Origin of the sequence: Arthrobacter sp. Helios (assembly GCF_023167125.1) — a bacterium.
Taxonomy (GTDB): Bacteria; Actinomycetota; Actinomycetes; order Actinomycetales; family Micrococcaceae; genus Arthrobacter_B; species Arthrobacter_B luteolus.
Window position 1 is genome coordinate 3,567,043 of sequence record NZ_CP095402.1, and the last position, 24,353, is coordinate 3,591,395.

The 24,353-nt window shown below is 65.9% G+C and carries 22 protein-coding genes; 12 read left to right on the forward strand and 10 right to left on the reverse strand.

The window, feature by feature from the left end; genetic code table 11:
* Positions 1–20: 20 nt before the first annotated feature.
* Genes ArtHe_RS16420 through ArtHe_RS16430 form a run of 3 tightly spaced genes read right to left on the reverse strand, consistent with a single transcriptional unit; the run spans position 21 to position 2,907 of the window.
* Positions 21–1,055 carry an NAD(P)-dependent alcohol dehydrogenase gene (locus ArtHe_RS16420; RefSeq protein WP_349238367.1) on the reverse strand — a complete coding sequence of 345 codons (1,035 nt, stop codon included), beginning with the start codon at positions 1,053–1,055 and terminating at the stop codon, positions 21–23.
* Positions 1,052–1,864 carry an iron-sulfur cluster assembly protein gene (locus tag ArtHe_RS16425; protein WP_248317918.1) on the reverse strand — a complete coding sequence of 271 codons (813 nt, stop codon included), beginning with the start codon at positions 1,862–1,864 and terminating at the stop codon, positions 1,052–1,054. Before ArtHe_RS16425 ends, ArtHe_RS16420 begins: the two co-directional genes overlap by 4 nt.
* Complete coding sequence (locus ArtHe_RS16430) at positions 1,864–2,907, reverse strand: amidohydrolase family protein (RefSeq protein WP_066299597.1); 1,044 nt, start codon at positions 2,905–2,907, stop codon at positions 1,864–1,866. The genes ArtHe_RS16425 and ArtHe_RS16430 overlap by 1 nt, the downstream gene beginning before the upstream one ends.
* A 282-nt stretch (positions 2,908–3,189) precedes the next feature.
* On the opposite strand from ArtHe_RS16430, the gene ArtHe_RS16435 reads away from it, so the two are divergent.
* Positions 3,190–4,590: a helix-turn-helix domain-containing protein gene (locus ArtHe_RS16435; protein ID WP_248317919.1), complete on the forward strand. Its 1,401-nt coding sequence runs from the start codon at positions 3,190–3,192 to the stop codon at positions 4,588–4,590.
* 152 nt (positions 4,591–4,742) lie between these two features.
* Positions 4,743–5,105 (forward strand): SRPBCC family protein, encoded by a 363-nt coding sequence (locus tag ArtHe_RS16440; RefSeq protein ID WP_349238368.1) that lies wholly within the window; start codon positions 4,743–4,745, stop codon positions 5,103–5,105.
* 27 nt (positions 5,106–5,132) lie between these two features.
* On the opposite strand, the gene ArtHe_RS16445 is transcribed toward ArtHe_RS16440, so the two are convergent.
* Positions 5,133–5,948 carry a hypothetical protein gene (locus tag ArtHe_RS16445; RefSeq protein WP_248317922.1) on the reverse strand — a complete coding sequence of 272 codons (816 nt, stop codon included), beginning with the start codon at positions 5,946–5,948 and terminating at the stop codon, positions 5,133–5,135.
* A 98-nt stretch (positions 5,949–6,046) separates the two neighbouring features.
* Here ArtHe_RS16445 and ArtHe_RS16450 point away from each other — a divergent pair, with 98 nt between their 5' ends.
* Positions 6,047–6,490: a MarR family transcriptional regulator gene (locus ArtHe_RS16450; RefSeq protein ID WP_248317923.1), complete on the forward strand. Its 444-nt coding sequence runs from the start codon at positions 6,047–6,049 to the stop codon at positions 6,488–6,490.
* Between the two features lie 120 nt (positions 6,491–6,610).
* A complete protein-coding gene (locus tag ArtHe_RS16455; protein ID WP_248317924.1) occupies positions 6,611–8,059 on the forward strand; it encodes an MATE family efflux transporter in 1,449 nt (482 codons plus the stop codon).
* 82 nt (positions 8,060–8,141) lie between these two features.
* On the opposite strand, the gene ArtHe_RS16460 is transcribed toward ArtHe_RS16455, so the two are convergent.
* The 6 genes from ArtHe_RS16460 to ArtHe_RS16485 form a co-directional block, all read right to left on the reverse strand.
* Complete coding sequence (locus ArtHe_RS16460; protein WP_248317925.1) at positions 8,142–8,504, reverse strand: cupin domain-containing protein; 363 nt, start codon at positions 8,502–8,504, stop codon at positions 8,142–8,144.
* A 229-nt stretch (positions 8,505–8,733) separates the two neighbouring features.
* Positions 8,734–9,789, reverse strand: a complete 1,056-nt coding sequence (locus ArtHe_RS16465) for a DNA polymerase IV (RefSeq protein WP_248319832.1) — start codon at positions 9,787–9,789, stop codon at positions 8,734–8,736.
* Positions 9,790–9,897: 108 nt separating this feature from the next.
* Positions 9,898–10,920 (reverse strand): NADPH:quinone reductase, encoded by a 1,023-nt coding sequence (locus ArtHe_RS16470; protein WP_248317926.1) that lies wholly within the window; start codon positions 10,918–10,920, stop codon positions 9,898–9,900.
* Positions 10,921–10,998: 78 nt separating this feature from the next.
* Positions 10,999–12,159: a N(5)-(carboxyethyl)ornithine synthase gene (locus ArtHe_RS16475; RefSeq protein ID WP_248317927.1), complete on the reverse strand. Its 1,161-nt coding sequence runs from the start codon at positions 12,157–12,159 to the stop codon at positions 10,999–11,001.
* A gap of 211 nt (positions 12,160–12,370) precedes the next feature.
* On the reverse strand, positions 12,371–13,447 hold the full coding sequence (locus tag ArtHe_RS16480; protein WP_248317928.1) for a 2,3-butanediol dehydrogenase: 1,077 nt from the start codon (positions 13,445–13,447) through the stop codon (positions 12,371–12,373).
* 94 nt (positions 13,448–13,541) lie between these two features.
* Entirely contained in the window at positions 13,542–14,441 is a 900-nt protein-coding gene (locus ArtHe_RS16485) for a MurR/RpiR family transcriptional regulator (protein WP_248317930.1), read from the reverse strand.
* A 209-nt stretch (positions 14,442–14,650) separates the two neighbouring features.
* Here ArtHe_RS16485 and ArtHe_RS16490 point away from each other — a divergent pair, with 209 nt between their 5' ends.
* The 8 genes from ArtHe_RS16490 (at position 14,651) to ArtHe_RS16525 (ending at position 24,344) form a co-directional block, all read left to right on the forward strand.
* Entirely contained in the window at positions 14,651–16,207 is a 1,557-nt protein-coding gene (locus tag ArtHe_RS16490; RefSeq protein WP_248317932.1) for an ABC transporter substrate-binding protein, read from the forward strand.
* 57 nt (positions 16,208–16,264) lie between these two features.
* Complete coding sequence (locus ArtHe_RS16495; protein WP_248317934.1) at positions 16,265–17,236, forward strand: ABC transporter permease; 972 nt, start codon at positions 16,265–16,267, stop codon at positions 17,234–17,236.
* Positions 17,233–18,120 (forward strand): ABC transporter permease, encoded by an 888-nt coding sequence (locus ArtHe_RS16500; protein ID WP_248317936.1) that lies wholly within the window; start codon positions 17,233–17,235, stop codon positions 18,118–18,120. Before ArtHe_RS16495 ends, ArtHe_RS16500 begins: the two co-directional genes overlap by 4 nt.
* Positions 18,117–19,040: an N-acetylmuramic acid 6-phosphate etherase gene (gene murQ, locus ArtHe_RS16505; RefSeq protein WP_248317937.1), complete on the forward strand. Its 924-nt coding sequence runs from the start codon at positions 18,117–18,119 to the stop codon at positions 19,038–19,040. Before ArtHe_RS16500 ends, murQ begins: the two co-directional genes overlap by 4 nt.
* Positions 19,037–20,206 (forward strand): anhydro-N-acetylmuramic acid kinase, encoded by a 1,170-nt coding sequence (locus ArtHe_RS16510; RefSeq protein ID WP_248317938.1) that lies wholly within the window; start codon positions 19,037–19,039, stop codon positions 20,204–20,206. Before murQ ends, ArtHe_RS16510 begins: the two co-directional genes overlap by 4 nt.
* Before the next feature lie 66 nt (positions 20,207–20,272).
* Positions 20,273–21,418: a serine hydrolase domain-containing protein gene (locus ArtHe_RS16515; RefSeq protein ID WP_066299647.1), complete on the forward strand. Its 1,146-nt coding sequence runs from the start codon at positions 20,273–20,275 to the stop codon at positions 21,416–21,418.
* Between the two features lie 68 nt (positions 21,419–21,486).
* Positions 21,487–23,142 carry an ABC transporter ATP-binding protein gene (locus ArtHe_RS16520; RefSeq protein ID WP_248317939.1) on the forward strand — a complete coding sequence of 552 codons (1,656 nt, stop codon included), beginning with the start codon at positions 21,487–21,489 and terminating at the stop codon, positions 23,140–23,142.
* A gap of 2 nt (positions 23,143–23,144) precedes the next feature.
* Positions 23,145–24,344, forward strand: coding sequence for a hypothetical protein (locus ArtHe_RS16525; RefSeq protein ID WP_066299650.1), 1,200 nt, complete (start codon positions 23,145–23,147; stop codon positions 24,342–24,344).
* Positions 24,345–24,353: the final 9 nt, after the last annotated feature.

A 24,353-nucleotide genomic window follows, 5' to 3' on the forward strand; every position in this document is an offset into this window, starting at 1 on the left:
GGGTTTCGGTGGAAAGCGGGTCAGGGGATGAGGATGGCGCGGCCGCGGACCTTGCCGGCGTCGAGGTCGCTGATGGCCTGCTGGAAGTTCTCCAGCGGGTATTTCTGCGTGTGCAGGGTGACGGCGCCGCGGGCTGTGAGCGCCATGAGGTCCTGCAGGTCGTTGTAGCTGCCCACCAGGTTGCCGATGATGTTGATTTCGGCGGACACCAAGTCGATGGTCGGGACGTTGACGTTCTCGCCGTAGCCGACCACGAAGTAGTCGCCGCCCTGCCGGGTCATGGCGATGCCTTCGGATGTTGCCCCGTTTTCGCCGACGAAGTCGATGACCGCTTCGGCGCCGTTTCCGCCGGTGAGGTCCAGGACCTGCTGGACCTGCGTGCCGTCGGCGAGGATGCCGGCATCGGCGCCGATGCCTGTCGCCAGTTCGAGGGCCGCGGGATTGCGGTCGACGACGACGATCCGGCTGGGCGTGAGTGCCTTGAGCACCTGGATGCCGATGTGCCCGAGGCCGCCGGCACCGATGACGACGCACGTGTCCCGGGGAGTCAGCCCCCGGGCTGCCTTCGCGGCTGCGTGGTACGCGGTGAGACCCGCGTCGGCGAGGGCAGCGACGTCGGCCGGTTCGAGCGAATCGTCGATTTTCACCACCGAGCGGGCCGAGGTGAGCAGGTAGTCGGCATAGCCGCCGTTGGTGTCGATGCCCGGGAACTTGTTGGTCTCGCAGTGCACGTCGTCCCCGGAGCGGCAGGCCCGGCAGAGGCCGCAGGTCACCAGCGGGTGCAGGATGACTTTGTCGCCCACACTCACGTTGGTCACTGCGCTGCCGACGGCGTGGACCCACCCGGCGTTCTCATGGCCGATCGTGTAGGGCAGTTTCACCTGGGACTTCTCCGCCCACTGTCCCTCGAGAATGTGCAGGTCGGTGCGGCAGACGCCGGCTCCGCCGATCCGGACGATCACGTCCAGCGGACCGGTGATCTCCGGCATGGGAACTTCTGCCATTTTCAGGCCCTGGTCGTAACCGACAACCTGGACGGCTCGCATGGTGTTCACGCGTTCTCCTTAACAATGATGGGAAGCAGAGTGTGCTGGTCGCCGGGTTCGGCGCCTTCCGGGCGGGCGTTCTGGTCCGCTTCGGCTCCGGCGTAGCGGGTGCGGAGCAGCCCGCGGCAGAAGTGGGCGTTGCCGTCGATCGAGATGCGGGTCGACCGCGCCCGCCGCAGAGCCATCGGCACGTCCTTCGTGGGATACGACGTCCCCCGGTGGTCGACGAGCACCAGGGCGGCGGGATCCAGCGGTAGCCCGAGGGCCTCCCGCCGCCGGAGCAGGGCGGTGGTGGTGCGTCCCGGCGGCAGGTCGGCAAGCGTGACCTGCCCGACGTCGGCCTCCGCCAGGTCCCGGTCCGCCCGCAGCAGCTCGGTGAGGCAGCGTTCCATGGCGGCAGTGTGCGCCTTCCGGCGGAACGTCCACCGCAGCTCGTCCAGGCTGTCCTCCGCCTCGTGCCCGAAGGTACCCCGGTATCCGGCGTCGGCGGCGAGTCCGGCGTTAATCAGGCCGGAATCATGGTGGTCATCGAGTTCGACGATCACCGTCTCCACTCCCGCCAGCGCCGCGACGGCGTCCTTGCTGTCGGACGCCATCAGGTAGGCGAAGTTGGGTGAACAGAACGACGTCGGCAGGCGCAGGTGCACGTGAACTGCGGCTCCCCGGACGCTGGGGGAGATGTCGATGGAACGGACAAAACCCAGATCGGTGATGGGTTCATCGAGCTCGGGGTCCTGCACTGTGCCCAGGACCCGGCGAATGTCCTCCGTCCCGACGGTGCCGGTTTGCGGGGCGGGCCGGGTTTGGATCACCGTCATCACACGGCCCCCAGGTCTGCCCGTTCCGGCTGCCGCGGTCCGGTTTCCGTTTCCGGCGCGTCGGGAATCCGCAGCGCCTCCGGAACCGGAATGTCGTACATCTTCGCCGCGTTCAGGCCGAGAATCTTCTTCTTCTGCTCGATGGTCAGCGGCGCGTACTCGGTCATGTCTTCCGGGATCTGGAAATCGACGAAGGATTCGATCAGCCAGCGCGGGGTCCAGAGCGCGTAGTCGCTGGAGAACTGGATGCGGTCCTCACCGATCCAGTAGATGAGTTCGCCGATGATCTGGGCGAAATAACGCGGCCGGGTGTGCATAAACGGCATGGCGACGGCGAGGCCCCCGTGGACATTGGGTTCCTGCGTGGCGATCCAGCAGAAGTCCTCCAGCCGCGGCAGCCCAACGTGCTCGACGACGAAGTTCAGGTCCGTGAAGTCCGTCGCCGCGTGGTCGACGTCGGAGACATCAAAGGCATCCCGGTCCAGCGGGCGGATGGTCGGGCCCTTGTGGACGTGGATGTTCTTCACGCCCAGCTTCCGGCATTCCTCGAAGTACTTGTAAGTCCACGGGTCGTTGAGCTTGTAGCCGCGCGAGTCGCCGTGCCACTCAGCCGTGTAGAGCTTCACGCCCGTGAACCCCATGCGCTCATGGTCGGCGCGCAGCTGGTCCAGCCCGGCCTCACCGTTGCGGGGGTCGAAGCAGTGGTTGTAGGTGAGGCGGTCCGGATTGGCGGCGGCGAGGCTGTAGGCCTCTTCGGTCTGGCCGAATCCGTTTTTGTAGAACTCGCCGAGGTAAGCCGGCTGGAAGATCGCGTGATCAACATAGCCGTCCTCGAAGATGTCCTTCATCAGCCGCTGGCTTCCCTGATAGAGGTACTCCTCGTAGGGCCACAGTTCCTCGGCCGGTGAGAGGTTGCGGTGGTAGTCGTAGAAGCAGTCGATGAACTGCTTGCCGTGGATGTTGAGCTGGTTTTCAGGGCGGGCGTCCCAGAGGGCGATGTGAGCGTCAACGATGAAATAGTTCTCGCCGTTTTTGGTGTACATGTCAGATCTCCGTCTCTCCGCGACTGCCATAGTCGCGATGCGGACGACGGTACGAGCTATTTCACCGTTGCGGGTGTGACCGGCGTCTCAATTTGAGACGGCATCCCTGATATACAGGGACTCATCCGGGTTAGTCTCAGTGGACGATGCTCAAGGAGGGCGGCGATGAAGCCGGACCACGATGACTGCGTTCTTCCATCAAGGGGGCGATCCAGCGCCCACGAGGTTTCTTCCGGGTCCCGGCGGCTCCTTGCGTCCTGGCAGCGAAGCCAGGAATACGGTGTGTCCGCGGAGACCGTTGATCCTGCCTGGGCCGGTGAGATTCCGGACGATTCACTATTTTATCAATGCGGCCAGGAAGTGCTGGCCGGGCTCCAGCAGTCCCTAGCGAACGAGCCGCTCAGCCTGATGCTGACCGACGCGGACGGGCTTGTCCTCAACCGGTTCAGCGGTGATCCCGCACTCCTGCGTGCACTGGACCGGGTGTATCTGGCTCCTGGATTTGCGTTCTCCGAGCGCCTGGCCGGAACCAACGGGCTGGGGCTCGCCCTGGCGGACAAGGCACCGACCCTGGTCCGCGCCGAAGAGCACTACAGTGCCAGTCTCCGGACCTACACCTGCGCAGCGGCACCGGTGCTGGACCCGGTCACCGGGAGCCTTGAAGGAAGCGTCAACATCACCACCTGGTCCAAGACCTCGCCCGGGCTCCTGGTGGCGCTCGCCCAGTCCGCTGCCGCCAATACGTCGTCACTGATGTCCAGCCGGTCACGCACCCGGGTCCAGTCCGCTAAGCCGCAGGGCGGGGTGTTCCGGGTGCAGCGTCCCCGCCTGGAACCGGCGGCAGGTACCATGCGCGCGATGTCGACGGTCTGGTCCGAAGCCCTGGATGACGCGACGGCGGCGCTGGCGGCGGGCGACGTCGTCGCCGCGGTCGGGGAACATGGCAGTGGGCGGGCCACGCTGCTGGGCCAGGCACTGCGTCAGGCACGTCCCGCCAGTAGGATCCTCTGCGCGTCCGTACCCGCGCCGGACATGGTGGAGGAATGGCTCGCCCTCTGGACGCCGGAGCTCTCCAAACCGGACACCGCGATCATCATCGAGAACGCAGATTTCCTCCCGGAGTGGGCTGCGCACGAGCTTGCCGCCCAGGTATGGAACCTGCTCCGCGCCTCAGCCCACGTTGCTTCCACCGCCTCAGCTCCGGCCCTGCTTTGGGCGTTCACAGCGGAGGACCTGGAGAACATTCCGTCGGAACTGACCCGTTTGGCCGCCCGCGTCGTCTCCGTTCCGGCGCTCCGGGACCGGCCCGCCGACGTGATGCCCCTGGCAAGGTACGCGGCGCGCCAAACCCGGCTGCGGGAGCTCGATTTCACCGCGGCAGCCGAGCGGGCCCTCACCAGCCACGACTGGCCGGGAAACGTTGACGAGCTGATCCAGGCGGTCCACGCCGCCGCGCTGCTCACCGAAACCATTGACGTCCGGCACCTTCCGCCCGACCTGTTGGGGCGCACCGCCCAGCGGCTGACCCGGATGGAAACGTTCGAGCGGGATGAGATCTTCCGGGTACTGGCGCGGCCCGGAACCTCTGTGACCGAAGCCGCGGCGGAACTGGGGATCAGCCGCGCGACAATCTACCGGCGTCTTGCGAAACTGGGCATCGATCCGCGGAACCCTCGGGCGTAGCTTTCGGCGCCGGCGACTGGCCCCGGCCTTGAAGCTGCGCACCGTGCCATACTCCGGTAATGACCGTTTCCTTTGTGTGCACAACCCGGACAAACATGCCCAAAGCGGAGCTGTTTGACCGTGCCCGAAGTATTGACGAGCACAAGGACTCGATGGCTCGATCTCGTGAAGCTGCGGTCGCCGGCGTTACCTCAGGGTTCATCTCCCTAGACGAAACAGTCACGTGGCGGGCGTGGCACTTTGGCGTTCCGTTGCGGATGACCAGCCGGATTACCGAGATGGAGCCGCCGAACTATTTTGTGGACGAGCAGGTCAAGGGTCCGTTTCGGCGGTTCCGGCATGTCCACGAGTTCAGCGAGGATGCGGAGGGCACCACAATGGTGGATCGAATCGAGTTCGAGGCGCCGTTCGGGCCGGCGGGACGCATGGCTGAAAAACTGCTGCTGGGCCGCTACCTCAAGAAGCTGATCGAGAGCAGAAATCAGTACCTCGTGAAGGGCCATGAGGGCGATTAGGCCCCAGCGGAAGCCAGCTCCTTGCCGCTAGTGCTCCTCAGTCCCCGGGGCAACACCCGACCAGGAAGCGGCCGCCCCGGATCCGGGGAAAACCGTCTGTTTCATGGCACTGCTCCCGGCCACCTTGGATGAGTCGTAGTAGGCCGCCAGATCAGGAACATTGGGGTCGTACGGCGCGTAGAGTCCTGGGGCCAGCGCCACAACCTGACCGTCCACCAGCCTGTCGCCGAACCAGGCAACAACACGGTAGTCCACGGAGGCGGCGTTCACCAGCAGGGGATAGCCCGCGTACACAGCGCTGGCCCCGCCCGCCGTGGAAAACGCGGGCGCAATTGGCACGGCGGCGGTGCCGGCGTCATGGGGTGCGCACCGGGTGAGGAGACCCGCGACGGCGCTGGACCAGGTAAAGGGGTCGAAGGTCCCGGCGGTATCCAGCTTCCCGGTCCGCGGCATGGTGCTCTTCATGGCGGTAGACAGTTCGTCCAGCAGCGGAACCATGTCCTGCGGGGCCTTCTTGGCTATTGCCTGAACTTCCCCGTTGAGCAGGCGGGAGCTCTCGGGGTCCCCTCCTCCGAGGCTGTACGTCCCGTCACTGATCCTCACAATCGAGATCGCCTGGTACAGGGGTCCTTTGCCATGGGTTCCGAGGAGCCCCAGGCAAGCCGACTTTTCCGGGTCCTCAGCCACCGTCTCGACGGCGGCTGAAGAGGGCGCGGCGGCTTCGGCACTCGCCGGGGCGGTTGCCTGCGCGGACGATGGCATCGAACCGGGCTTCGCATCAGCTGCACTGCAGCCGGTGAGGAGCAGCAGTGCGATGACAGGAACAGCGGCAGTTTTCTTCATGGTTTCCCCCCGGACTCGTACTCAGTCGTCCCACCCTAAAGGCTAACCGTCCGATCCATTCATTGACAGTTAGGTCTCTAACTATTAGCCTTCTAACTATGGATGAAACCGAAGTTCCCCTCAATAGCACGCTGGACCTGGTCCGCTGGATCGGCTGGGCTCAGCGCAAAGCTGGCGAGGACTGGATCCGGGCACGCGAACTCAGCCACGAACAGGCTTTCGTGCTCGGCTACCTGAGCAAGAACCCAGGGATAATCCAGCGTGAAATCGCGCAGATGACCCGGACGAGCCCGGCGAGCGTGTCAAGTCTCCTGCAGGGACTCGAGCGCCGCGGCCTGGTTGAACGCCGCAGCGAAAACGGTGATGAACGCAGAAAGCGCGTCTACGCCACCCCGGCAGGCACCGAGCTTATCTCCGGATTCGAAGCCGCGATGAGCGACGCCGACGAGGTCATTTTGTCCCCCTTGGATCAGGCCGAACGGGAACTTCTTCACAACCTGCTCCTGAAGGTCACCGCAGAAATGCCGAAACCGACCCGGTAGTAGTAGGGGCCGCCCCGGTAGTCACTGCCGCCTGCGGCCAAAACCCACCTCAACAAACCTCCCTTCCCCCGTGCCGGCCTTCGCCGGCGCGGCGCTCGAACCTGCCTGAAAGGAGCAGCTATGAGCTCCACAAACCCCGAATTTCCGGTACCGAAGGCAGCCGCCGTCGGCACCAATCACTGGTACCTGTCCGCTTCACCGATCATGCGCGCGCTTGTACACCTCTGTGTACCCATGGCCGCAGCCATGATCGTCGGCGCCATCTACAACGTCATCAACGCCGGCTTTATCGGTTCGCTGCATGACACGACGCTTCTGGCCGCCATCACGTTGGGCTCCCCGCTCCTGGCACTTGTCATGGCGGTCGGCGGCGTCTTCGGCACTGGCGGCGGCGCGCTGGTTTCCCGGCTGCTCGGCGAGGCGGAGTCCGACCCCGCGAAGGCCCGGGGCATCAAGCACGTTTCGTCGTTCTCCCTCTGGGGCGCCGCGTTGGCCGGATCGATCCTCGGCGGCATCGGGCTGCTTCTGCTGGATCCGCTTGTGAGTCTCCTGGGAGCCGATGCCGCAGCGGCCCCGGCAACGCGGGACTTTGTTGCCATCACACTGATCTTTGTTCCGGTGCTCTCCGCGGCCTTCTGCCTGGAACAGCTCGTGCGGGCGGAAGGGGCTGCCCGCCAGGTCATGACCGGGCTCATCGCCTCCACCGTCGCCAATGTTGTCTTCGATGTACTGTTCATCTTCGGACTGCATTGGGGCGTCGCCGGCGCCGCACTGGCAGTCGGGCTCTCCAACCTTGTACTTATCGCCTATTTCTCGACCTGGCTGTACCGGCACAGCGAACACATGAGTCTCGCTCCTCGCTGGTTCACGCTTTCCCCGGCCATTCTCAAACCAGTCCTCGGCATCGGAATCAGCGAGCTGCTGCAGGCCTCTTTCCTGATCGTCACGTCCTTGGTGCTGAACAATCTTGCAGCCGCCTATGGAGACGGGCCCCTCGCAGCCATGGGGGTGGCCGTCCGGATTGCCCAGGTGCCCGAATTCCTGCTGATGGGCATCACCCTTGGCGTGCTGCCGCTCCTGGCCTACTCCTACGGCAAGGGCGACAGGGGCAGGCTTCTGGCCGCGCTGCGTACGTCCGGAATCGCGGTAGGCGCTATCGCCCTGAGCTTTGCAGTTCCGGCCATTTTGTTCCGGGAACAGATCTTCTCCTTCTTCATGCCGGATTCCTCCGTACTGCTTCTGGCAGCCACCATCCTCACAGCACAACTCGTTGCGATGATCGCCAATGGTTTTACCGGCCTTCTGACATCACTTTTCCAAGCCACCGGGCGGATCATCCCCGCGACCGTAATGTCCATGACCCAGGGCATCCTGTTCATTCCCGTAGTGCTTCTGGGAAATCTCTGGTTCGGACTCGACGGCATCATCTGGGCACTGACCATCACCGAAGTTGCCGTGCTTCTCCTCGGCATTCTGATGTGGCTGGTATTCCGCAGCGCCATCGACCGCGGCCTCGCCGAGGGGAGCCCGCAGCGCGCCGATGACGTGCTCGCCCAAATGGACGCCTGACAGCACTGTTCTCGCTGAACATGGCGGCGGGCCGTCGCGCCCGGACCGTCGTGCCCCGGCTGCCGGAGAGCGTGCCGGAGTGTCAGGGCTTCGCGTAGTCGGCGAATCCCTGCCAATCGATGAACACACAGGGCTCGTCGCCCAGCACCCAGGCATCGTGCCCGGGGGCCATGCTGGCGAAGTCGCCCGGCCCGTATTCCATTTCTTCGCCGTCGTTCATGACCACCTTCATCCGTCCGGATACGAAGTACCCCAGGTGGGCGGCCTGACAGCTCTCGGTTTTAGCGATTGGTTTGACGTTCAGGGACCAGCGCCAGCCGGGCAGGAACGTCGCGCGTCCTACCGCACCCTGCTCCAGGTTGACGAGTTGAAGTTGACCCGAATCGCCTTCGAAAGGACGTGTCTCCTCGGGCGAATCCAGGCTATTGCGAACTAAACCGGGCATCATGACCTCCTGCGGTCGGTCCTGCTGGTTGTCCTGGGCAGGCTCCAACAACTGCGCTTTGGCACTGAATACCTCCGCAGAGCACGCACCTTTTCACCTGGCCCGGCCTCTGCGGAGGCCGCCGGCGCATTGACCTACCCCCTTGATTAATAGACCCAATCGCGCGCGTTGCCTAGGGCCCGCCGGTCCCGCCGAAGCGGCCCCAAATATGGCGCACCCGCCGACGCCGTCACCAGCCTCCGCGGGTGGGCGTATGTCCTTTCCGGGCGTCCTCAGGCATCGCCATTTCGGCGCGCAGGCCGAGCAGCCGGATCGGGCGGCCGGCTTCGATGGCGCCGGCGAGGTCCAAGGCCCGGGCCAGGACTTCATCCCGGTCGAAGGTTCCGGGGATCTTCCGGGCGTGGGTTTTGGTGGTGAAGGGCGCGTAGCGGACCTTGAGGGTCAGCCCAATCACGGGCCGTCCCTCGGCCGCCACATCCTGCAGGACATCCGCGGCCAACCGGGTGACGGCGTCGTGCACCTGGGCGGGTTCGGTGAGGTCCTGCTGGAAGGTGGTCTCCCGGCTGTGCCCGCGGGCAACCCAGGGCGTGTCGTCGACGGCGCTGGAGCCGTCTCCGCGCCCGAGCTGCGCGTACCAGGGACCCATCTTGGGGCCGAACTCCGGCACCAGGCCCTGCGGATCGGCCGCGGCCAGTTCGGCAACCGTCGTGACACCGAGCTTCGCCAGCCGGCCCGAAATCTTCGCCCCGACACCCCACAGTTCCCTGGTGGGTTTAGCCCCCATCACCTCGAGCCAGTTCTCTTTCGTGAGCCGGAAGACGCCGGCCGGCTTGCCGAAATCGGTGGCGTTTTTGGCGCGGACCAGGGTGTCGCCGATGCCCACGCTGCAGTGCAGCTGCGTCCGTTCCAGCACGGCACCCTGGATCTGCCGCGCGTATGCTTCCGGGTCTTCCGCTGTGATGCCAACGAACGCTTCGTCCCAGCCCAGGACCTGCACGACGGCGCCGGGCTGGGCCCGCAGCGTGGCCATCACCTGTTCGGACGCCTCAAGGTAGGCCTCGGCATCCACGGGGAGGAGGACGGCGTCGGGCACTTTCCGGGCCGCGATCCGCAGCGGCATTCCGGAGCCGACGCCGAACGCCCTCGCCTCATAGGACGCCGTGGACACCACCGCGCGTTCGGTGGGATCGCCCCGGCCGCCGACAATGATCGGCTTGCCCGCGAGCTCCGGGTGCCGCAGCACTTCGACCGCAGCGATGAACTGGTCGAGGTCCACATGCAGCACCCAGGGGATGGAGTTCACGCGCCCAGTGTGCCCTACCTGCGGCCCGTATGCACGGCGTTTTCACCATCTGCGCCGCGTAGGGAACCAGGTGCCGGGTACCGGCGGATCCTAGGCGCTCTCTTCACTTACCCGGATCAGGACCTTGCCGGTGACACCGTTCTCCACGGCGTCGTGCGCGGCAGCGGTCTCCTCCAGCGGGAACCAGGTCAGCGGGAGCCCGGCGGACTCACCCACGGGAAAGACGCCGTCGCGCAGAGCGGCAGTGATGTCCTCCGCAGCGGCCTGGATGGCCCGCTGCCCCACCGTGTAGATCAGCACGCCCTGCCAGCGGATGTTCTTGATGAAACTCGCGACGATCGGGGCGGTGAACTCTTCCCCGTTGTTGTTCGCGTAGTAAGCGATGCTGCCGTGGTTGGCGATCACCTCAACGTCCAGTGCCGCGTTCTGGGCCGGAGCGACCTCGACGATGTGGTGCACGCCGTCCGGAGCGAGCTCGCGGATGCGGGCGGCCTCGGCGTCGTCCGGATAGCGGACGATGTGGTGTGCGCCGGCGGCACGTGCCAGCTCCGCCTTCGCATCGCTGCTGACCGTGGCGATCACGGTGGCGCCGGCCCAGGCCGCGAACTGGATCGCAGCGTGTCCCACGGCTCCGGCGCCGCCCTGCACCAGGACCACCCGTCCTTCGAGCGCTCCCGGGGAGAGCCGGGACGGGCCGTCCTCATGCACGGTCAGGGCACGGTGCGCCGTCATTGCCGGCACCCCCAGGCTGGCTGCGACATCGAAACCAACGCCGTCGGGAAGCAGGACTGCCCGGTCGGTGGGGACAACGGTAAATTCCTGGGCGGTTCCCGTTGGCCGGCCGTGGGCAGCGAGGTAGAGCCACACCCGGTCGCCCGGCCGGAGGTCCGTGACGCCCTCGCCAACGGCGTCGACCACTCCGGCACCGTCCTGATTCGGCACCACCTCGGAAAAGGCCAGATTGCTTCCGGCGCGGGCCTTCCAATCGGTGGGGTTCACCCCCGAGGTGACGACGCGCACCCGCACTTCGCCCGGACCGGGCACTGCAGCCTCCCGCTCAGCGAGCGAGAGGACGGAGGAGGGACCGGTGGCCGAGTAAACGATTGCTTTCATGAGCGGTAAAAGACGCTCACCCTGCTTTCTATTCCCGGCGGCCGGTCCTCCACGGTCAAACCGCGGTCCGGGGCACCGTTAGGAACTCAGCGCCGCGTGCGGGTAGCCGGCCGCCCGCTGCTGGAACTGCAGCACATCCTGGTTCTGGATCACGCCGCCGCGGATTTCGATGGCCTTCCGGATGGTTTCGTTCTGCTCCCAGGCCGCGGGGCCGCTGAGCACGGTCTCCAGGAAGGGCAGCAGCGCCTCGCTGATTTCCCAGCTGGAGGAGTTCCAGAGGTAGGACGGGCTGTGGTCCACGGCGTAATAGTTGATGTGGTCGCCGACCTCGAACATGGGATCCGCGAAGGTGGTGGTTTTCGCCCACTCGAAACCCATGCCCTCGTCGCAGGAAACATCCACGATCAGGCTGCCGGGCCGGAAGGCCGCCAAATCCTCGGTGCGCAGGTAGGTCAGCGGCGCGTTGGGATCCTGCAGAGTGCAGTTGACCACGATGTCCGCCTCGGCCAGGAACGGGGCAAGTGGCACCCGGCCGCGTTCGGTGATGACCTCGCTGAGGTACGGCGCCTCGTCGTCGTGGTCGAACTGCACAATCCGCACCGAATGGATTGGAGACCCGACCGCAGCGACCCCGCGGTGGGTCAGGACCTGGACGTCGTGGACTCCGTGGGCGTTCAGGGCAGTCACCGCGCCCCTGGCCGTGGCGCCAAAACCAATAACGACGGCGCGCAGCCGCCGGCCGTAGTCACCCGTCGTTCCGGTCAGGGCGAGGGAATGCAGGACTGAGCAATACCCGGCCAGCTCATTGTTTTTGTGGAAAACGTGCAGGCCAAAACCGCCATCGCTGGCCCAGTGGTTCATCGCCTCGAAGGCGATCAGGGTGAGTTTTTTGTCGATGGCGAGCTGGGTGATGGCACGGTCCTGCACACAGTGCGGCCAGCCCCAGAGGGTCTGCCCGTTCCGGAGGTCGGCGAGGTCCGCCGGCTGCGGCTTGGGCAGGAGGACGACGTCGGCCTCCGCCAGCAGCTGCGTCCGCGGGAGCATGGCTCCGACCAGCGGTTTCAGGACGTCGTCCGCAACGCCGAACTTCTCTCCGTAACCTTCCTCCAGGATCAGCTGCCGCCGGACCTCGGGCGCGATGCGTTCGAAGTGCAGCGGGTGGATGGGCAGGCGCCGCTCATCGGGCTTTCGGGTGCTGGACACAACGCCCAGCGTGAGGCCGTTCGAAGGGCCGTTCACTTTTTACGGCTTGCAGGCTGGGCGCCGGGGGCCTTGTCGCTGGAAGCGGATGGAGCTGCCGCAGCCTTCTTATCGGCGCGCTTTTCCTTGATGGATTTGCCGGACTTTTTGGATGCTGATTGGCGCGGGGACTTGTCTGACATGTTCGCTCCTGTAGCGGAACCGAAGAGGTTCCTGACTCCGAACCCTACAGGTACGCGCCCAACCGAACTTACAGGCCCCTTCCCGAAGGGGAGACCAGGATCTTCACCGCGGTCTCATTGCGGTTGATGAGGGTGTCGAAACCCTCATCAACCAGGCCGTCCAAGCCGATCCGGCCGGTGATGAAGGGGGAGAGATCGATCTTTCCGGACTCCACGAGCTTGATGGTCGCCGGGTGGGAGTTGACGTAGGCGATGGTGCCGCGCATATCGATTTCCTTCATCACCAGCTTGTGCATATCGAAATCCGCCCGCTTGCCCCAGATGGACACCACCACCAGCACCCCGGTGGGGCGCAGCGCATCCATGAGCGTATCCAGGACCACCTGGACACTGGTGCATTCGAAGGCGATATCGGCACCCTTCCCGTCCGTAAGCCGGTGCACCTCTTCCACCACGTTGACCTCCGACGGGTCCAGGGCATGGTCGGCAACCCCGGATTCGACGGCTTTCTGCCGGCGCAGCGGGCTCAGCTCCGACATGGCCACCGTGACGCCCTGTGCCTTGAGGACGGCAGCTGTCAGGAGCCCGATCGGCCCTGCCCCGCCGACCAGGGCAAAGTCCCCGGCCTTGGCTCCGGAACGCTCCACCGCGTGATAGCCAACGGACAGCGGCTCAATCAGGGCAGCCTGGTCCAGGGGCACGGACGGGTCAATGGGATGGACCCAGCGGCGCTGCACCACAACCTTTTCTCCCAGTCCGCCGCCCCGGCCGGCGAGCCCAATGAAGTTCATGTCCGGCGACAGATGGTAGTCCCTGCTGTCCGGGCCGGTGTCGACGTCGTCCCGGATGATGTAGGGCTCGACGACGACGTGCTGGCCGACCTGAAGATCATCCACTCCCTCGCCCACGGCATAAACCACCCCGGAAAATTCGTGTCCCAGGGTGACGGGCAGGGATTCGCCGGAGATGGGATGCGACTGGCCGTGCGCGGGAGCGAAGATGGGCCCCTCAAGATATTCGTGCAGGTCGGTGCCGCAGATACCGCACCAGGCGACGTCGATCCCCACGGTTCCCGGAGCCACCTCCGGCTCGGGCAGATCATCAATCCGGATATCCCCGCGGTCGTAATAACGGGCGGCTTTCATGGTTGCTCCTTACATCTGCTGGATCGCGGATAACCTCCCACGCTCCTTCAATACTCACCGGTTCCGGCGGTGTAGGGAAGAACCAGCTGGTGGTCTATGCGTTGCCCTGTCCGCTGCGGTCGTGCACTATGCGGTAGGTATTGCGCAGCGCTTCCATGGATGAATCGTAGGAAGCCTGCGCGACGGCGGTGAAGAGGCAGTCGACAACCATCAGCTGGGCGATCCGGCTGCCCAGGGCACCGGACCGGAACCGGGTTTCCCGCGCGGCAGTCCGGAGCACCACGTCAGCGGCGGACGCCACAGGGGAATCCTGGAAATTCGTAATCGCGATGGTCGCAGCACCGGATTCCTTGGCCGCGGTCAGGAATTCCAGTGTGTCCCTGGTGTTTCCCGAATGGGAAATGGCGATGGCAACGCAGGTGCTGTCGAGCGTGGCCGCGGCGGTCCAGGCGGAGTGCGAGTCGGCCCAATTCAGGACCGTCCGGCCGATCCGCGACAGTTTCTGCTGGAGGTCCAGGCCCACGAACGAACTGGCGCCCATGCCGAACGTATCGATCCGCCGTGCCTGGGACAGCAGGCTGACAGCCTCGCCCAGGGCTTTGGTGTCCAGGGTGCGGGCAGTATCGGCAATGGACAGGGTTTCGTTGGTCGCAACTTTCGCCACGATGTCCTCGAGCGAATCGGTGCGGCCGATGTCGCCGGACACCGGCGGGAGGCTGGAGATGGCGAGTTCCTGGCGCATGGATTCCCGGGTGATATCCATCAGCAGGTCTTTGTAATGGGAGTAGCCCATCCGCTTGTAGAAGCGCACCACCGAGGTAGTCGAGGTTTTGCACAGTTCAGCCAGGTCGGCCACCGAGAGCGATGCTCCCGCAGTGGGATTGTCAACGAAAACCTGGGCGATCCGCCGCTCTGATGGGCGCAGAGAAGGAAGGGCAGCCCGAATCCGAATCAGCACTGTCTCAGACTCCGGTGCTTCCAACACGTGGTTCACGTTCCGCTCCCTCATCCGGGTCATTCTCCCCGGCCAGCCGCCGAAACGGCGGAAAGCAAGCCGGAAAATCTCTTTAGGGAATATCTTTACATGAATCGCGGGGTGAAGGTACGTTAATGACCAACCCGGACTTCCGATGCTCTACCGGGGGACCTGCGGGGGCCGACGCGGCATGCAGGATGCATCACTTGTCACCGAGGAGATCAACCATGCAAAGCGGTTCCAGATTCATCCGTGGCACGCTTTCGGCGTTCGCTGTAGCCGCTACTGCGTCCCTTGCCCTATCCGGCTGTGGTGCCCCGGCCGCACAGCCGGACCAGGAACCGGCGGCTACGGCCGGCGGAAGCCTCGTTATTGGGGTAACCACTGACCCGGACACCCTCTTCCCCTGGAAGGCCACCCAGTTCCAAGCGGTCTCGGTCCTCCAGAACCTCTACGGCACCTTGACCGAGTTCGATCAGGATCTGGCCGTTGTCCCCGGGCTGGCCGAGTCCTGGGAAGCCTCCGAGGACGGGCTGACAGTCACCTTCAAGCTCCGGGAAGGCGTGACCTTCAGCGACGGCAGCGCACTGGATTCCGAGGACGTCAAGTTCTCCCTGGACAAGATCAACGAGGAGGCGACCGGCGCCGTCGCCCGCACCTCCCTGGCGGCAGTGACCTCAGTTGAGGCTCCGGACCCGGCCACCGTCGTCGTGAACCTCTCGGCTCCGGACGCTGCCCTGCCCGCCAACCTGGCCGTGATTAACATGGCGATCCTCTCATCTGAGGACACGGAGACCGCCCTCATGACCGAGCCGAACGGCTCCGGGCCCTTCGTCCTGGAGGGCCGTGTCCCGAGCCAGTCGCTGACACTCGCGCGAAGTGATTCGTACTGGGGCGACAAGGCCAAACTGGACAGCGTGGAACTGCGGGTCATCCCGGATGAATCCTCGATTGTCTCGGCAATGCAGTCCGGGAATGTGGACTTCGCTGTGTTCAACAGCCCGCTGGTCGCCAAGACCGCTGAAGGTCCCAACCTCACGGTCGCGAAAACGCCGCAGCTGAGCTACCACGCGCTGCAGCTAAACGCCGGGCGGGAGGCCCTCGCCGATGAAAACGTCCGGCTGGCCATCCAGTGCGCCGTGGACCGCCAGGAAGTGCTGGACACCGCAGCCCTGGGCGAAGGTGAAGTCACCGGGCCCATCACCTCCCCGGCCTACAAGTCGGACCCTGCGGACCGCCCCTGCCCCGAGAAGGACCTCGGCAAAGCGGCCGAATACCTGAAGAAGGCCGGTAAATCAGACGGGGTGACCATCTCCACGATCGTCTCCCAGGGGGAATACGCCACGTCCGTTGACGAGGCCCAGAACCTCAAGGCCCAGCTCGCCGAAGCCAACATCACGCTCGACATTGAGGTGCTGGAGTCCGGTGCCTTCGTCAGCCGCTGGAAGGAAGGCGATTTTGACGCCGCGGTTGCCCTCAACGGCGGCCGGCCGGACCCGGACGGTATGTACGGACGCTACTTCACCAGCACCGGAAACCTGAACGCGGTTGCCGGCTACAGCTCGCCGGAGCTCGATGCCCTCTTCGCCGCCGGGAAGTCGGCCTCGGACCCCGGGGAACGCAAGGACATCTACACCCAGGTTTCCCAGGAACTGGAGAACAACGCGGCGTGGGTCTGGCTGTTCACCAGCTACACCTACACCACTACGAGTACCTCCGTCGACGGATTCATTCCGATGGCGAACGGCTCGCTCCAGTACCTGCGCACCACAACGAACAACTAACCGCCCCGAAGGCAGGCCCCGGCAACGGGGCCTGCCCCAGGCGAGAAAACCAGGCACATGCGCCAGACACTTACCCACAACCCCCTGCTGCGCCGCATCGCTGCTGCCGCAGGCACCCTGCTGGGAGTGGCAGTCTTCGTTTTCATCATGCTCCGTGCAATACCCGGCGATCAGATCACTGCCGGCCTCGGAACCGAAGCTGCCGCCCTCACCCCGGCCCAGCAGGCCGCGCTGGAGAGCTACTACGGACTGGACCAGCCGCTCTTTGTCCAGTTCTTTTCCTGGCTGGGAAACCTCTTTACCGGAAACCTCGGTTTCTCCTCCCGCGCCCAGGAAAGCGTCCTGGACCTCACCCTGAGGTCCCTTCCGGTCACCTTCGAGCTGGCCATCTTCGCGATTGTCCTGGCTCTGCTGATCGGTGTGCCGCTGGGCATGCTGGCCGCGTCCCGCCCGGATTCACCGCGCGACGGCCTGGCCCAGGTGGTCAGCCTGGCCGGACTCTCCGTGCCGGCCTTCCTGCTGGCCACGACACTGCTCTCAGTTTTCGCAGCCTCCTGGGGCTTCAACCCGAACGGCCAGGGCTTCGCCGCATTTACCGAGAACCCGCTGCTGAACCTGCAGCAGATGCTCCTGCCCTCGGTGGTGCTCGGTTTCGGCATCGCTGCCCCGATCATCCGGACGACGCGCACCGCGGTCCTGGAAATCCGCTCGAACGACTTCATCCGCACCGCCCGGGCCAAGGGCGTCCCGGAAGGCCGGCTGCAAGCCAGACACGTGCTTCGCAACGCCCTCGTTCCGATTGTCACGATGACGGGGCTCCAGTTCGGCTATCTGCTGGGCGGCGCCGTCGTTGTGGAGCAGATCTTCTCGATTCCCGGGATCGGCCGGCAGGTCCTGCTCGGAATACAGCAGAAAGAGTACGCCCTCGTGCAGAGCACCGTCCTTGTTATTGCCCTGACTTTCGTCATCGTGAATCTCCTGACCGACCTCCTCTACCGGGTCATCGACCCGCGGGTGCGTGCCGCATGACCGGCGTCCCCGTGACCACGGATAGCAGTCCGGTCCCCGCCGCCCCGGGCCGCCGGGTTCCGGCGCTGCTGAAGAGCCCTACAGGCCTGGCCGGGCTGATCCTCATCTGCCTGCTCGCCATCCTCTCTGTCCTGTCCTTCACCAACTCCCTGCCCTACGATCCGCTGACGCAGGACGCGCCGTCCAGCCTCCTGGCACCGTCCGCGCAGCACTGGTTCGGCACCGACCAGTTCGGCCGAGACGTCTTTTCCCGCGTCGCCGCAGGCGTGGCGAATTCCGCCCTCATCGCCGTCGTCGCGGTAGCCTTCGCCACGGTCATCGGCACGCTGGGGGGTCTGGTTGCCGGGTTCTACCGCGGTGCGGCTGACAGCGTTATCGGCGGGATCACGAACGTCCTGTTCGCCTTCCCGCCCCTGCTGCTGGCACTGGCCCTGGCCTCGGTCTTCAACCGCAACTGGTTCACCATTGCCGTGGCAATCGCCGTCGTATATGTCCCGATCTTTATCCGGGTCACCCGGGGACCCGTCCTCTCGCTGCGCGAAATTGACTATGTGCGGGCCGCCACCAGCACCGGCCAGAGCCGGGTGATGATCATGTTCCGGCATGTGTTGCCCAACATCACCTCCATCATCATTGTCCAGGTGGCCCTGTCGCTGTCCTGGGCGGTGCTGACCGAGGCGTCACTGAGCTTCCTTGGCCTGGGCACCCCGCCGCCAGCGCCCTCACTGGGGTCGATGATCTTTGAAGCCCGCACGCTGGTCTACGTCGCGCCGTGGACCATGATTGCCCCCGGCGTGGTGGTGGTCCTCCTCGTCGTTGGCCTGAACCTGTTGGGGGACGGGCTGCGCGACGGCTTCGACCCCCGGAACCGAGGAAAGCGATGACTTTGACTCCCGGTGAGATTGCCGGACTGACCGGACTGGAAACGGAAACCGCTGACCCCCGTTTTGCTTCCATTGACACGATGCCGGTCAGCGAACTGGCCCGCACCATGAACAACGCGGACGCCGCCGTTCCGGGAGCGGTCCAGCAGGCCCTGCCGCAAATTTCACCCGCCATCGAAGCCACCGCGGAGAGGATGAAAGCGGGCGGACGCATGATTTACGTGGGCGCGGGCACCCCCGGGCGGATCGGTGTGCTCGACGCCTCGGAGTGCCCGCCCACCTTCGGGACACCGCCGGATCAGATCTTCGCGGTCATTGCCGGCGGCCCTAAAGCGGTTGTGGCACCCTGCGAAGGGGCGGAGGACGACGTTGACGCCGGTGCGCTGGCGATGGACACGGCAGGCATCGGGCCGCTGGACACGGTGATCGGCATCGCTTCCAGCGGCCGGACTCCCTTCGTGATCGCCGCCGTCACCCGGGCCCGGGCCAGGGGCGCGCTGACCGTGGCACTGACCTGCAACACCGGAACCCCGCTGGCCGCTGCCGCGGCATACCCGATCGAAGTCATCGTCGGCCCGGAGGTTGTGGCCGGATCGACCCGGCTGAAAGCAGGAACCGCCCAGAAGCTCGTGCTCAACATGTTCTCCACCATTGTGATGGTCCAGCTGGGCAAGACCTACGGCAATCTCATGGTCGATGTAAAACCCACGAACGTGAAACTGCGCGAGCGGGCCCTGCGGATGGTGCAGGAGATTACCGGGGTAGCCCGGGCTGAAGCCCAGGACGCCCTGGCGGCGAACAACAATTCCGTCAAACAGACCATCACCGCGCTCCGGCTGGGACTGGATCCGGTGGCTGCTGCGGCCCAACTGACCAAGCACGGCGGCCTGCTGCGCGCGGCGCTAGGAGAGCAAGCATGAGAATTCTGGGAATGATCTCAGGCACCTCCCATGACGGGATCGATGCCGCCGTCGTGGAATTTGAGGAGAAGGACGGGCACCTGACCGGGACTCTCCAGCACTCCGGCAGCACCCCGTATCCCCAGGCTCTCCGGAGCCGGATCATTAACGCGCTTCCGCCCGCCTCGACCACGCTGGCAGAAATGTGCGAGTTGGATACCCTGGTTGGCCAGCAGTTCGCCCAGGTGGCAACGGAGACCATCCGGCAAAGCGGTCCCGTGGACCTGGTGGTCTCCCACGGGCAGACCGTATTCCACTGGGTGGACGGAGGGCAGGCCCTGGGCACCCTGCAGATTGGTCAGCCGGCGTGGATTGCAGAGGCGACCGGAACGCCCGTGCTCTCCGACGTCCGCGCCAGGGACATTACCGCCGGTGGCCACGGCGCGCCGCTGGTTTCCTACCTGGACGCCCTGCTGCTGGCCGGTCATCCCGGCACCGCCGCTGCCCTTAACCTCGGCGGGATCGCCAATATGACGGTTGTTCCGTCGGCCGGGGAATTGTTCGCGTACGACATCGGGCCTGCCAACGCCCTGATCGACGCCGTGGTGGTGACCCGGGAACTTGGCGCGGAAGGGTACGACGCCGACGGCAGGATCGCCGCCAGCGGCACCGTCGACGAGGACCTGCTCGACGTCTTCCTCAAGGATGCCTACTTCCAGCTGCCTGCTCCCAAATCCACCGGCAAAGAACACTTCCACCTGCCCTACGTCGAAGGCATCCTCCGGGACGCCGGCGCCGAGCCCGGTGACGCTGACCTGGTGGCAACCCTCACCGAACTGACGGTCCGGACCGTGGCGCAGGAGATCCGGGCGCACGGGATCGACCTGGTGGTGGCTTCGGGCGGAGGCTGCCGGAACGGCGTCCTGATGGAGGGACTCCGAAAGGCTCTGCCCGGCGTCGTCATCACTCAATCCGATGACTACGGTGCTCCCGCGGATGACAAGGAAGCGATTGCCTTCGCCCTTATCGGCTGGTGCACCGCCCATGGGCTGCCCGGCACCGTCCCGGGAGGAACCGGAGCCCGGGACGCACGCATTCTTGGCAGCATCACCCCCGGCAGCGGACCCCTCGTCCTGCCGCCGCCCGCCGGGTCAGCGCCCCGCACCCTGACCCTTTCCCGGGCTTAGGGCAGTGTCCATGCGTTCGGTGCTGCGGCGGGCAGCCTCCCGTATGGTTCCAGCGGCGTGGTCCGGATGAGCACACTGGAATCCGCGGCCAGCCTCCTGCTCTCCACCCGCCTGTCCGGAGCCGCTGCCCAGGAGCCGCCGCCCGGGGTGACGCTGGGGCTCCGGACGCCGGAAACCACGGCCGTGGTGAGCGCGGGGTTCCGCACCGTCAGCTGGTCCGGAGGTGGGCGCCGGGGCATCGACGCCATGCATCCGGACACCCACCATGACCTTGCCTCCGTCACCAAGGTGCTCGGCACCACCGCATGCCTTCTCCGGCTCGTCTCGGACGGACTGGTGGACCTCGACGCCGAAGTCCGCCGGTACCTGCCGCGGTTCCGCGGCGCCGGTAGGGAAACCGTCACGGTCCGGGACCTGCTGCTGCACCGGGGCGGGCTTCAGCAGTGGTATCCCCTGTATCTGGCGGCCGACGGCGAAGCGGACGCCCACCGCGTCATCGAAACACTTCCGTTGGCCTGCCCGCCCGGAACGGAACGCCGCTATTCGGACCTCGGATTCATTCTCCTGGGCCGGGTGGTCGGCGCAGCGGCAGGGCTGGACCTTGCCGCAGCGACCGCGCAGCTGGTCACCGGACCGCTCGGCCTCGAAGCAACCCGGTATGCAGCCCCCGCCGGTGCCAACGTGGCAACCGGTGCCCGCGATGACCGGATCGAAGCGGCCATGCTAGACACCCAGCGGCCCTATCCCGTTCCCTTCCGAAGCAGCGACTTCGCCCGCTGGCGGCGCTCGCCCGTGCACGGCCAGGTCGCGGACGGGAACGCCTACCACGCTTTCGGCGGCGTCTCCGGGCATGCTGGCCTGTTTTCCACGGTCCCCGACCTGCTGCGGTTCGCCGGGGCGCTGGCCGATTACCGAAACCACGATTCCCTCTGGAGCCCGGAGACCGCCGAAGAGTTCTTCGCGGCCGGGCCTGATGCAGGGCAATCGCTGGGCTTCCGCCGGTACCGGCTGACCGTGGCCGGTGAGGCCTTGACCATCCTGGGACACCCCGGCTACGTCGGGTGCGCGGTGGGGTTCGTGCCCGGCCGGCACCTGGCTTTTGCGCTGGCCAGCAACCGGCTGCTCGTGGACGGGGAACCGGTCCCGACCGAGACCCTGTGGGCGGAGTTCCTCGGGGCAGCCGGAACCCACCTCACCGGCGGTGCACCATGAACGCACAGATCCCGAGGCCAGGCACCCACGTTTTCCCGCAGCTGCAGCACCCAAGAGAGGCACCAGCCATGACCCCCCAATCACCGCTCCTTTCCATCCAGGACCTCTCCATTGCCTTCGGAACCGGGAAACGCCGGCAGGCCGTGGTCCACCACTTCTCCCTGGATGTGTTCCCCGGGCAGACAGTGGCCCTCGTGGGCGAATCCGGTTCGGGCAAGTCCACTACGGCCGCGGCAGTGAACCGGCTCCTACCCGGGACGGGCCAGATCACCGGGGGCGAGATTTTCTTTGCGGGACGCAACCTGGCCGAGGCCACCGAGCGGGAAATGCTTGCCATCCGCGGCGCCAGGATCGGCTTCGTTCCGCAGGACCCCATGTCCAACCTGAACCCGCTGATGCGTGTCGGCGACCAGATTGCCGAAGCGCTGGAGGTTCACGGGAAGTCCCGGGGCAAGGGCAGCCGGGAACAGGTGGTCGAGCTGCTGGAGATGGTGGGGATCCCGGACCCGGAACGCCGGCTCAGCCAGTATCCGCACGAATTCTCCGGCGGTATGCGGCAGCGTGTCCTGATTGCCATGGGCCTGGCCTGCCGTCCGAGCCTGCTGATCGCCGACGAGCCCACCTCGGCACTGGACGTGACGGTCCAGCGCCGCATCCTGGACAAGCTCGGTGAACTCACCGGGCAGATGGACACCGCGGTGCTGCTGATTACGCACGACCTTGCGCTCGCCGCGGAGCGTGCGGACTCCATTGTGGTGATGCGGCAGGGCGAGATCGTTGAGTCCGGGCCGGCAGCCCGGATCATGACTGATCCCCAGCATGACTACACCCAACGGCTGCTGACGGCAGCACCCAGCCTGGCCTCCCGGTCCATCCTCACCGCCGAACGCCCGGCCGCTGCTGCGGGACCCGGCATGGAAGCGCCGCCGGAGAACATTGTTGAAGTGCGCAACCTGAGCAAGGTGTTCACCATCCGTGGCCCCGGCAGCCGGGGCGGGACCGCTTTCACTGCCGTCGATGACATCAGCTTCACCATTCCCCGCGGCCAGACGGTTTCCATAGTCGGGGAATCCGGGTCCGGCAAGTCGACGACGGCGAACCTGATGCTGGCGCTCGAGGACATCACTTCGGGAGAGATCTTGTTCGAGGGGACGGGTATTTCCTCGCTGAGCCGCCGCGGGCTCTTCGAGTTCCGCCGCCGGGTGCAGCCGGTGTTCCAGAACCCGTATGCCTCCCTGGATCCTCGCTACACCGTCGCGGAGTCCGTGACGGAACCGCTGCGGGTGCACCGGTTGGGCACCAAGGGTGAACGGCACAAGCGCTGTGTGGAACTGCTGGACAAGGTCGCCTTGCCGGCGGCGCTGGCTGGCCGGCTGCCCCATGAGCTCTCCGGCGGCCAGCGGCAGCGCGTGGCCATCGCCCGTGCGCTCGCCCTTTCGCCTGATCTGGTGGTGCTGGACGAGGCCGTCTCCGCCCTGGATGTCCTGGTCCAGGCACAGACCCTGGAACTGCTCGCGGACCTGCAACGGGAACTGGGCCTGAGTTACCTCTTCATCAGCCATGACCTGGCCGTGGTCCGGATGATCTCCCATGCTGTCCATGTGATGCAGCGCGGCCGCATCGTGGAGAGCGGCACTCCCGCCGAGATTTTCGATGCCCCGCAGGCTGACTACACCCGCGAACTTCTGGCAGCCGTCCCTGCCGCCCGGGCAGTAGGCGGATAACGTTGCTCCGCAGCGGGAGACACCTTCTGAGCCTGCGGGCGCAGAAGGCCGGACTGTTCGCCGCCTTTGCCGGGATGGGCGGCACCGCGTCGATCATCCCCGCGTTGATCCCGCTCGCAGCACACAACGCCGACAGGCCGGTTGCTGGCTACCTCAGCGCTGTGCCGGCACTCTTCTTCGGGCTGATGGCCGGGGTGCTGCTGGCTTCGGTCCTGCTGCGGGTAATCACGCCTGCGGCCACCCTGGCTGCGGGATCAGCGCTGCAGGCCGCGGCGCTCCTTGCAGTGGCCGCCGCCCCGGATGGTGGCACTTTCACCGCCGCAGCAGCAGCGGCTGGCCTGGGCTTTGGCCTCTGCGAAGCCAGCGGCAGCATCCTGGCCCGGGTTCTGGCCGGGGAAGGAACCACCGGTCTGCTGTCAGCGCTGACGGGAACGGTGGCCCTGGTTGCAGCCCTGGGCCCGCTGCTGATTGCCGCGGGGCCCACGGGCGGCAGCCCGGCTCCCTTGCTGCTCGGCGTGTCACTGCTGCACCTCGCCACCGCTGGCTTGTTCTCCTTCCCGCGGTCCTCCCCGTCTCGCCCGGATGCTTCGGATGCTTCGGATGGCGCCGGAACCGCCAGGCCTGCTCTGTTCCTCCTGCTGGCGCCCATCTCCGCTGCCCTCTTCCTTTATGTGGGCATCGAAACAATCTTCGCCGGGTGGTCTGCGGTCATCCCCGCGGAAGTACTTGCCCTCGACGCCGCTTCCGCCGCAGCCGGAACTTCAATCTTCTGGGTCCTGATGGCCGTGGGCCGCTACAGTACCTGGTTCATCCTGAAGTCCAGGGTGACGCCGGCGGCGGTCCTCATCGTCACCTGCACACTCGCGGCAGCGTGTCTGGCTGCTGCGGGATTCCTCCGGGGACCGCAACCGGAAGCGGCGCTGGGAGCCACCGGCGTGGCAGTGGCCTGCCTTGGACCGATGTACTCACTGGTTCTCGGCATCGGGCTCACACGAGTGAGAGTGCAGGACGCCAAAAAAGCGGTCGGTCTGCTGGTTGTCAGCGGTGCAGCGGGTGGCGCCTGCCTTCCTGCGGTGATTCTCGCCTTCACGCCAAATCCGGGAAACGCGGGAGTTTTCCTGGCGACGGCGGCGCTGGCCGCCGCCGTCGTCGTATTAATCGTTGGTTCTGGTCCAGGAGCCTCCCGGTCCTCGGCGCCGTAGGTCCAGCGG

Coding starts and splice junctions, on each gene's coding strand:
- ArtHe_RS16425 (WP_248317918.1), bottom strand. CDS start 1,864: ATGACGGTGATCCAAACCCGGCCCGCCCCGCAAACCGGCACCGTCGGG.
- ArtHe_RS16430 (WP_066299597.1), bottom strand. CDS start 2,907: ATGTACACCAAAAACGGCGAGAACTATTTCATCGTTGACGCTCACATC.
- ArtHe_RS16440 (WP_349238368.1), top strand. CDS start 4,743: ATGGCTCGATCTCGTGAAGCTGCGGTCGCCGGCGTTACCTCAGGGTTC.
- ArtHe_RS16445 (WP_248317922.1), bottom strand. CDS start 5,948: ATGAAGAAAACTGCCGCTGTTCCTGTCATCGCACTGCTGCTCCTCACC.
- ArtHe_RS16450 (WP_248317923.1), top strand. CDS start 6,047: ATGGATGAAACCGAAGTTCCCCTCAATAGCACGCTGGACCTGGTCCGC.
- ArtHe_RS16455 (WP_248317924.1), top strand. CDS start 6,611: ATGAGCTCCACAAACCCCGAATTTCCGGTACCGAAGGCAGCCGCCGTC.
- ArtHe_RS16460 (WP_248317925.1), bottom strand. CDS start 8,504: ATGCCCGGTTTAGTTCGCAATAGCCTGGATTCGCCCGAGGAGACACGT.
- ArtHe_RS16470 (WP_248317926.1), bottom strand. CDS start 10,920: ATGAAAGCAATCGTTTACTCGGCCACCGGTCCCTCCTCCGTCCTCTCG.
- ArtHe_RS16480 (WP_248317928.1), bottom strand. CDS start 13,447: ATGAAAGCCGCCCGTTATTACGACCGCGGGGATATCCGGATTGATGAT.
- ArtHe_RS16490 (WP_248317932.1), top strand. CDS start 14,651: ATGCAAAGCGGTTCCAGATTCATCCGTGGCACGCTTTCGGCGTTCGCT.
- ArtHe_RS16495 (WP_248317934.1), top strand. CDS start 16,265: ATGCGCCAGACACTTACCCACAACCCCCTGCTGCGCCGCATCGCTGCT.
- ArtHe_RS16500 (WP_248317936.1), top strand. CDS start 17,233: ATGACCGGCGTCCCCGTGACCACGGATAGCAGTCCGGTCCCCGCCGCC.
- murQ (WP_248317937.1), top strand. CDS start 18,117: ATGACTTTGACTCCCGGTGAGATTGCCGGACTGACCGGACTGGAAACG.
- ArtHe_RS16510 (WP_248317938.1), top strand. CDS start 19,037: ATGAGAATTCTGGGAATGATCTCAGGCACCTCCCATGACGGGATCGAT.
- ArtHe_RS16515 (WP_066299647.1), top strand. CDS start 20,273: ATGAGCACACTGGAATCCGCGGCCAGCCTCCTGCTCTCCACCCGCCTG.
- ArtHe_RS16520 (WP_248317939.1), top strand. CDS start 21,487: ATGACCCCCCAATCACCGCTCCTTTCCATCCAGGACCTCTCCATTGCC.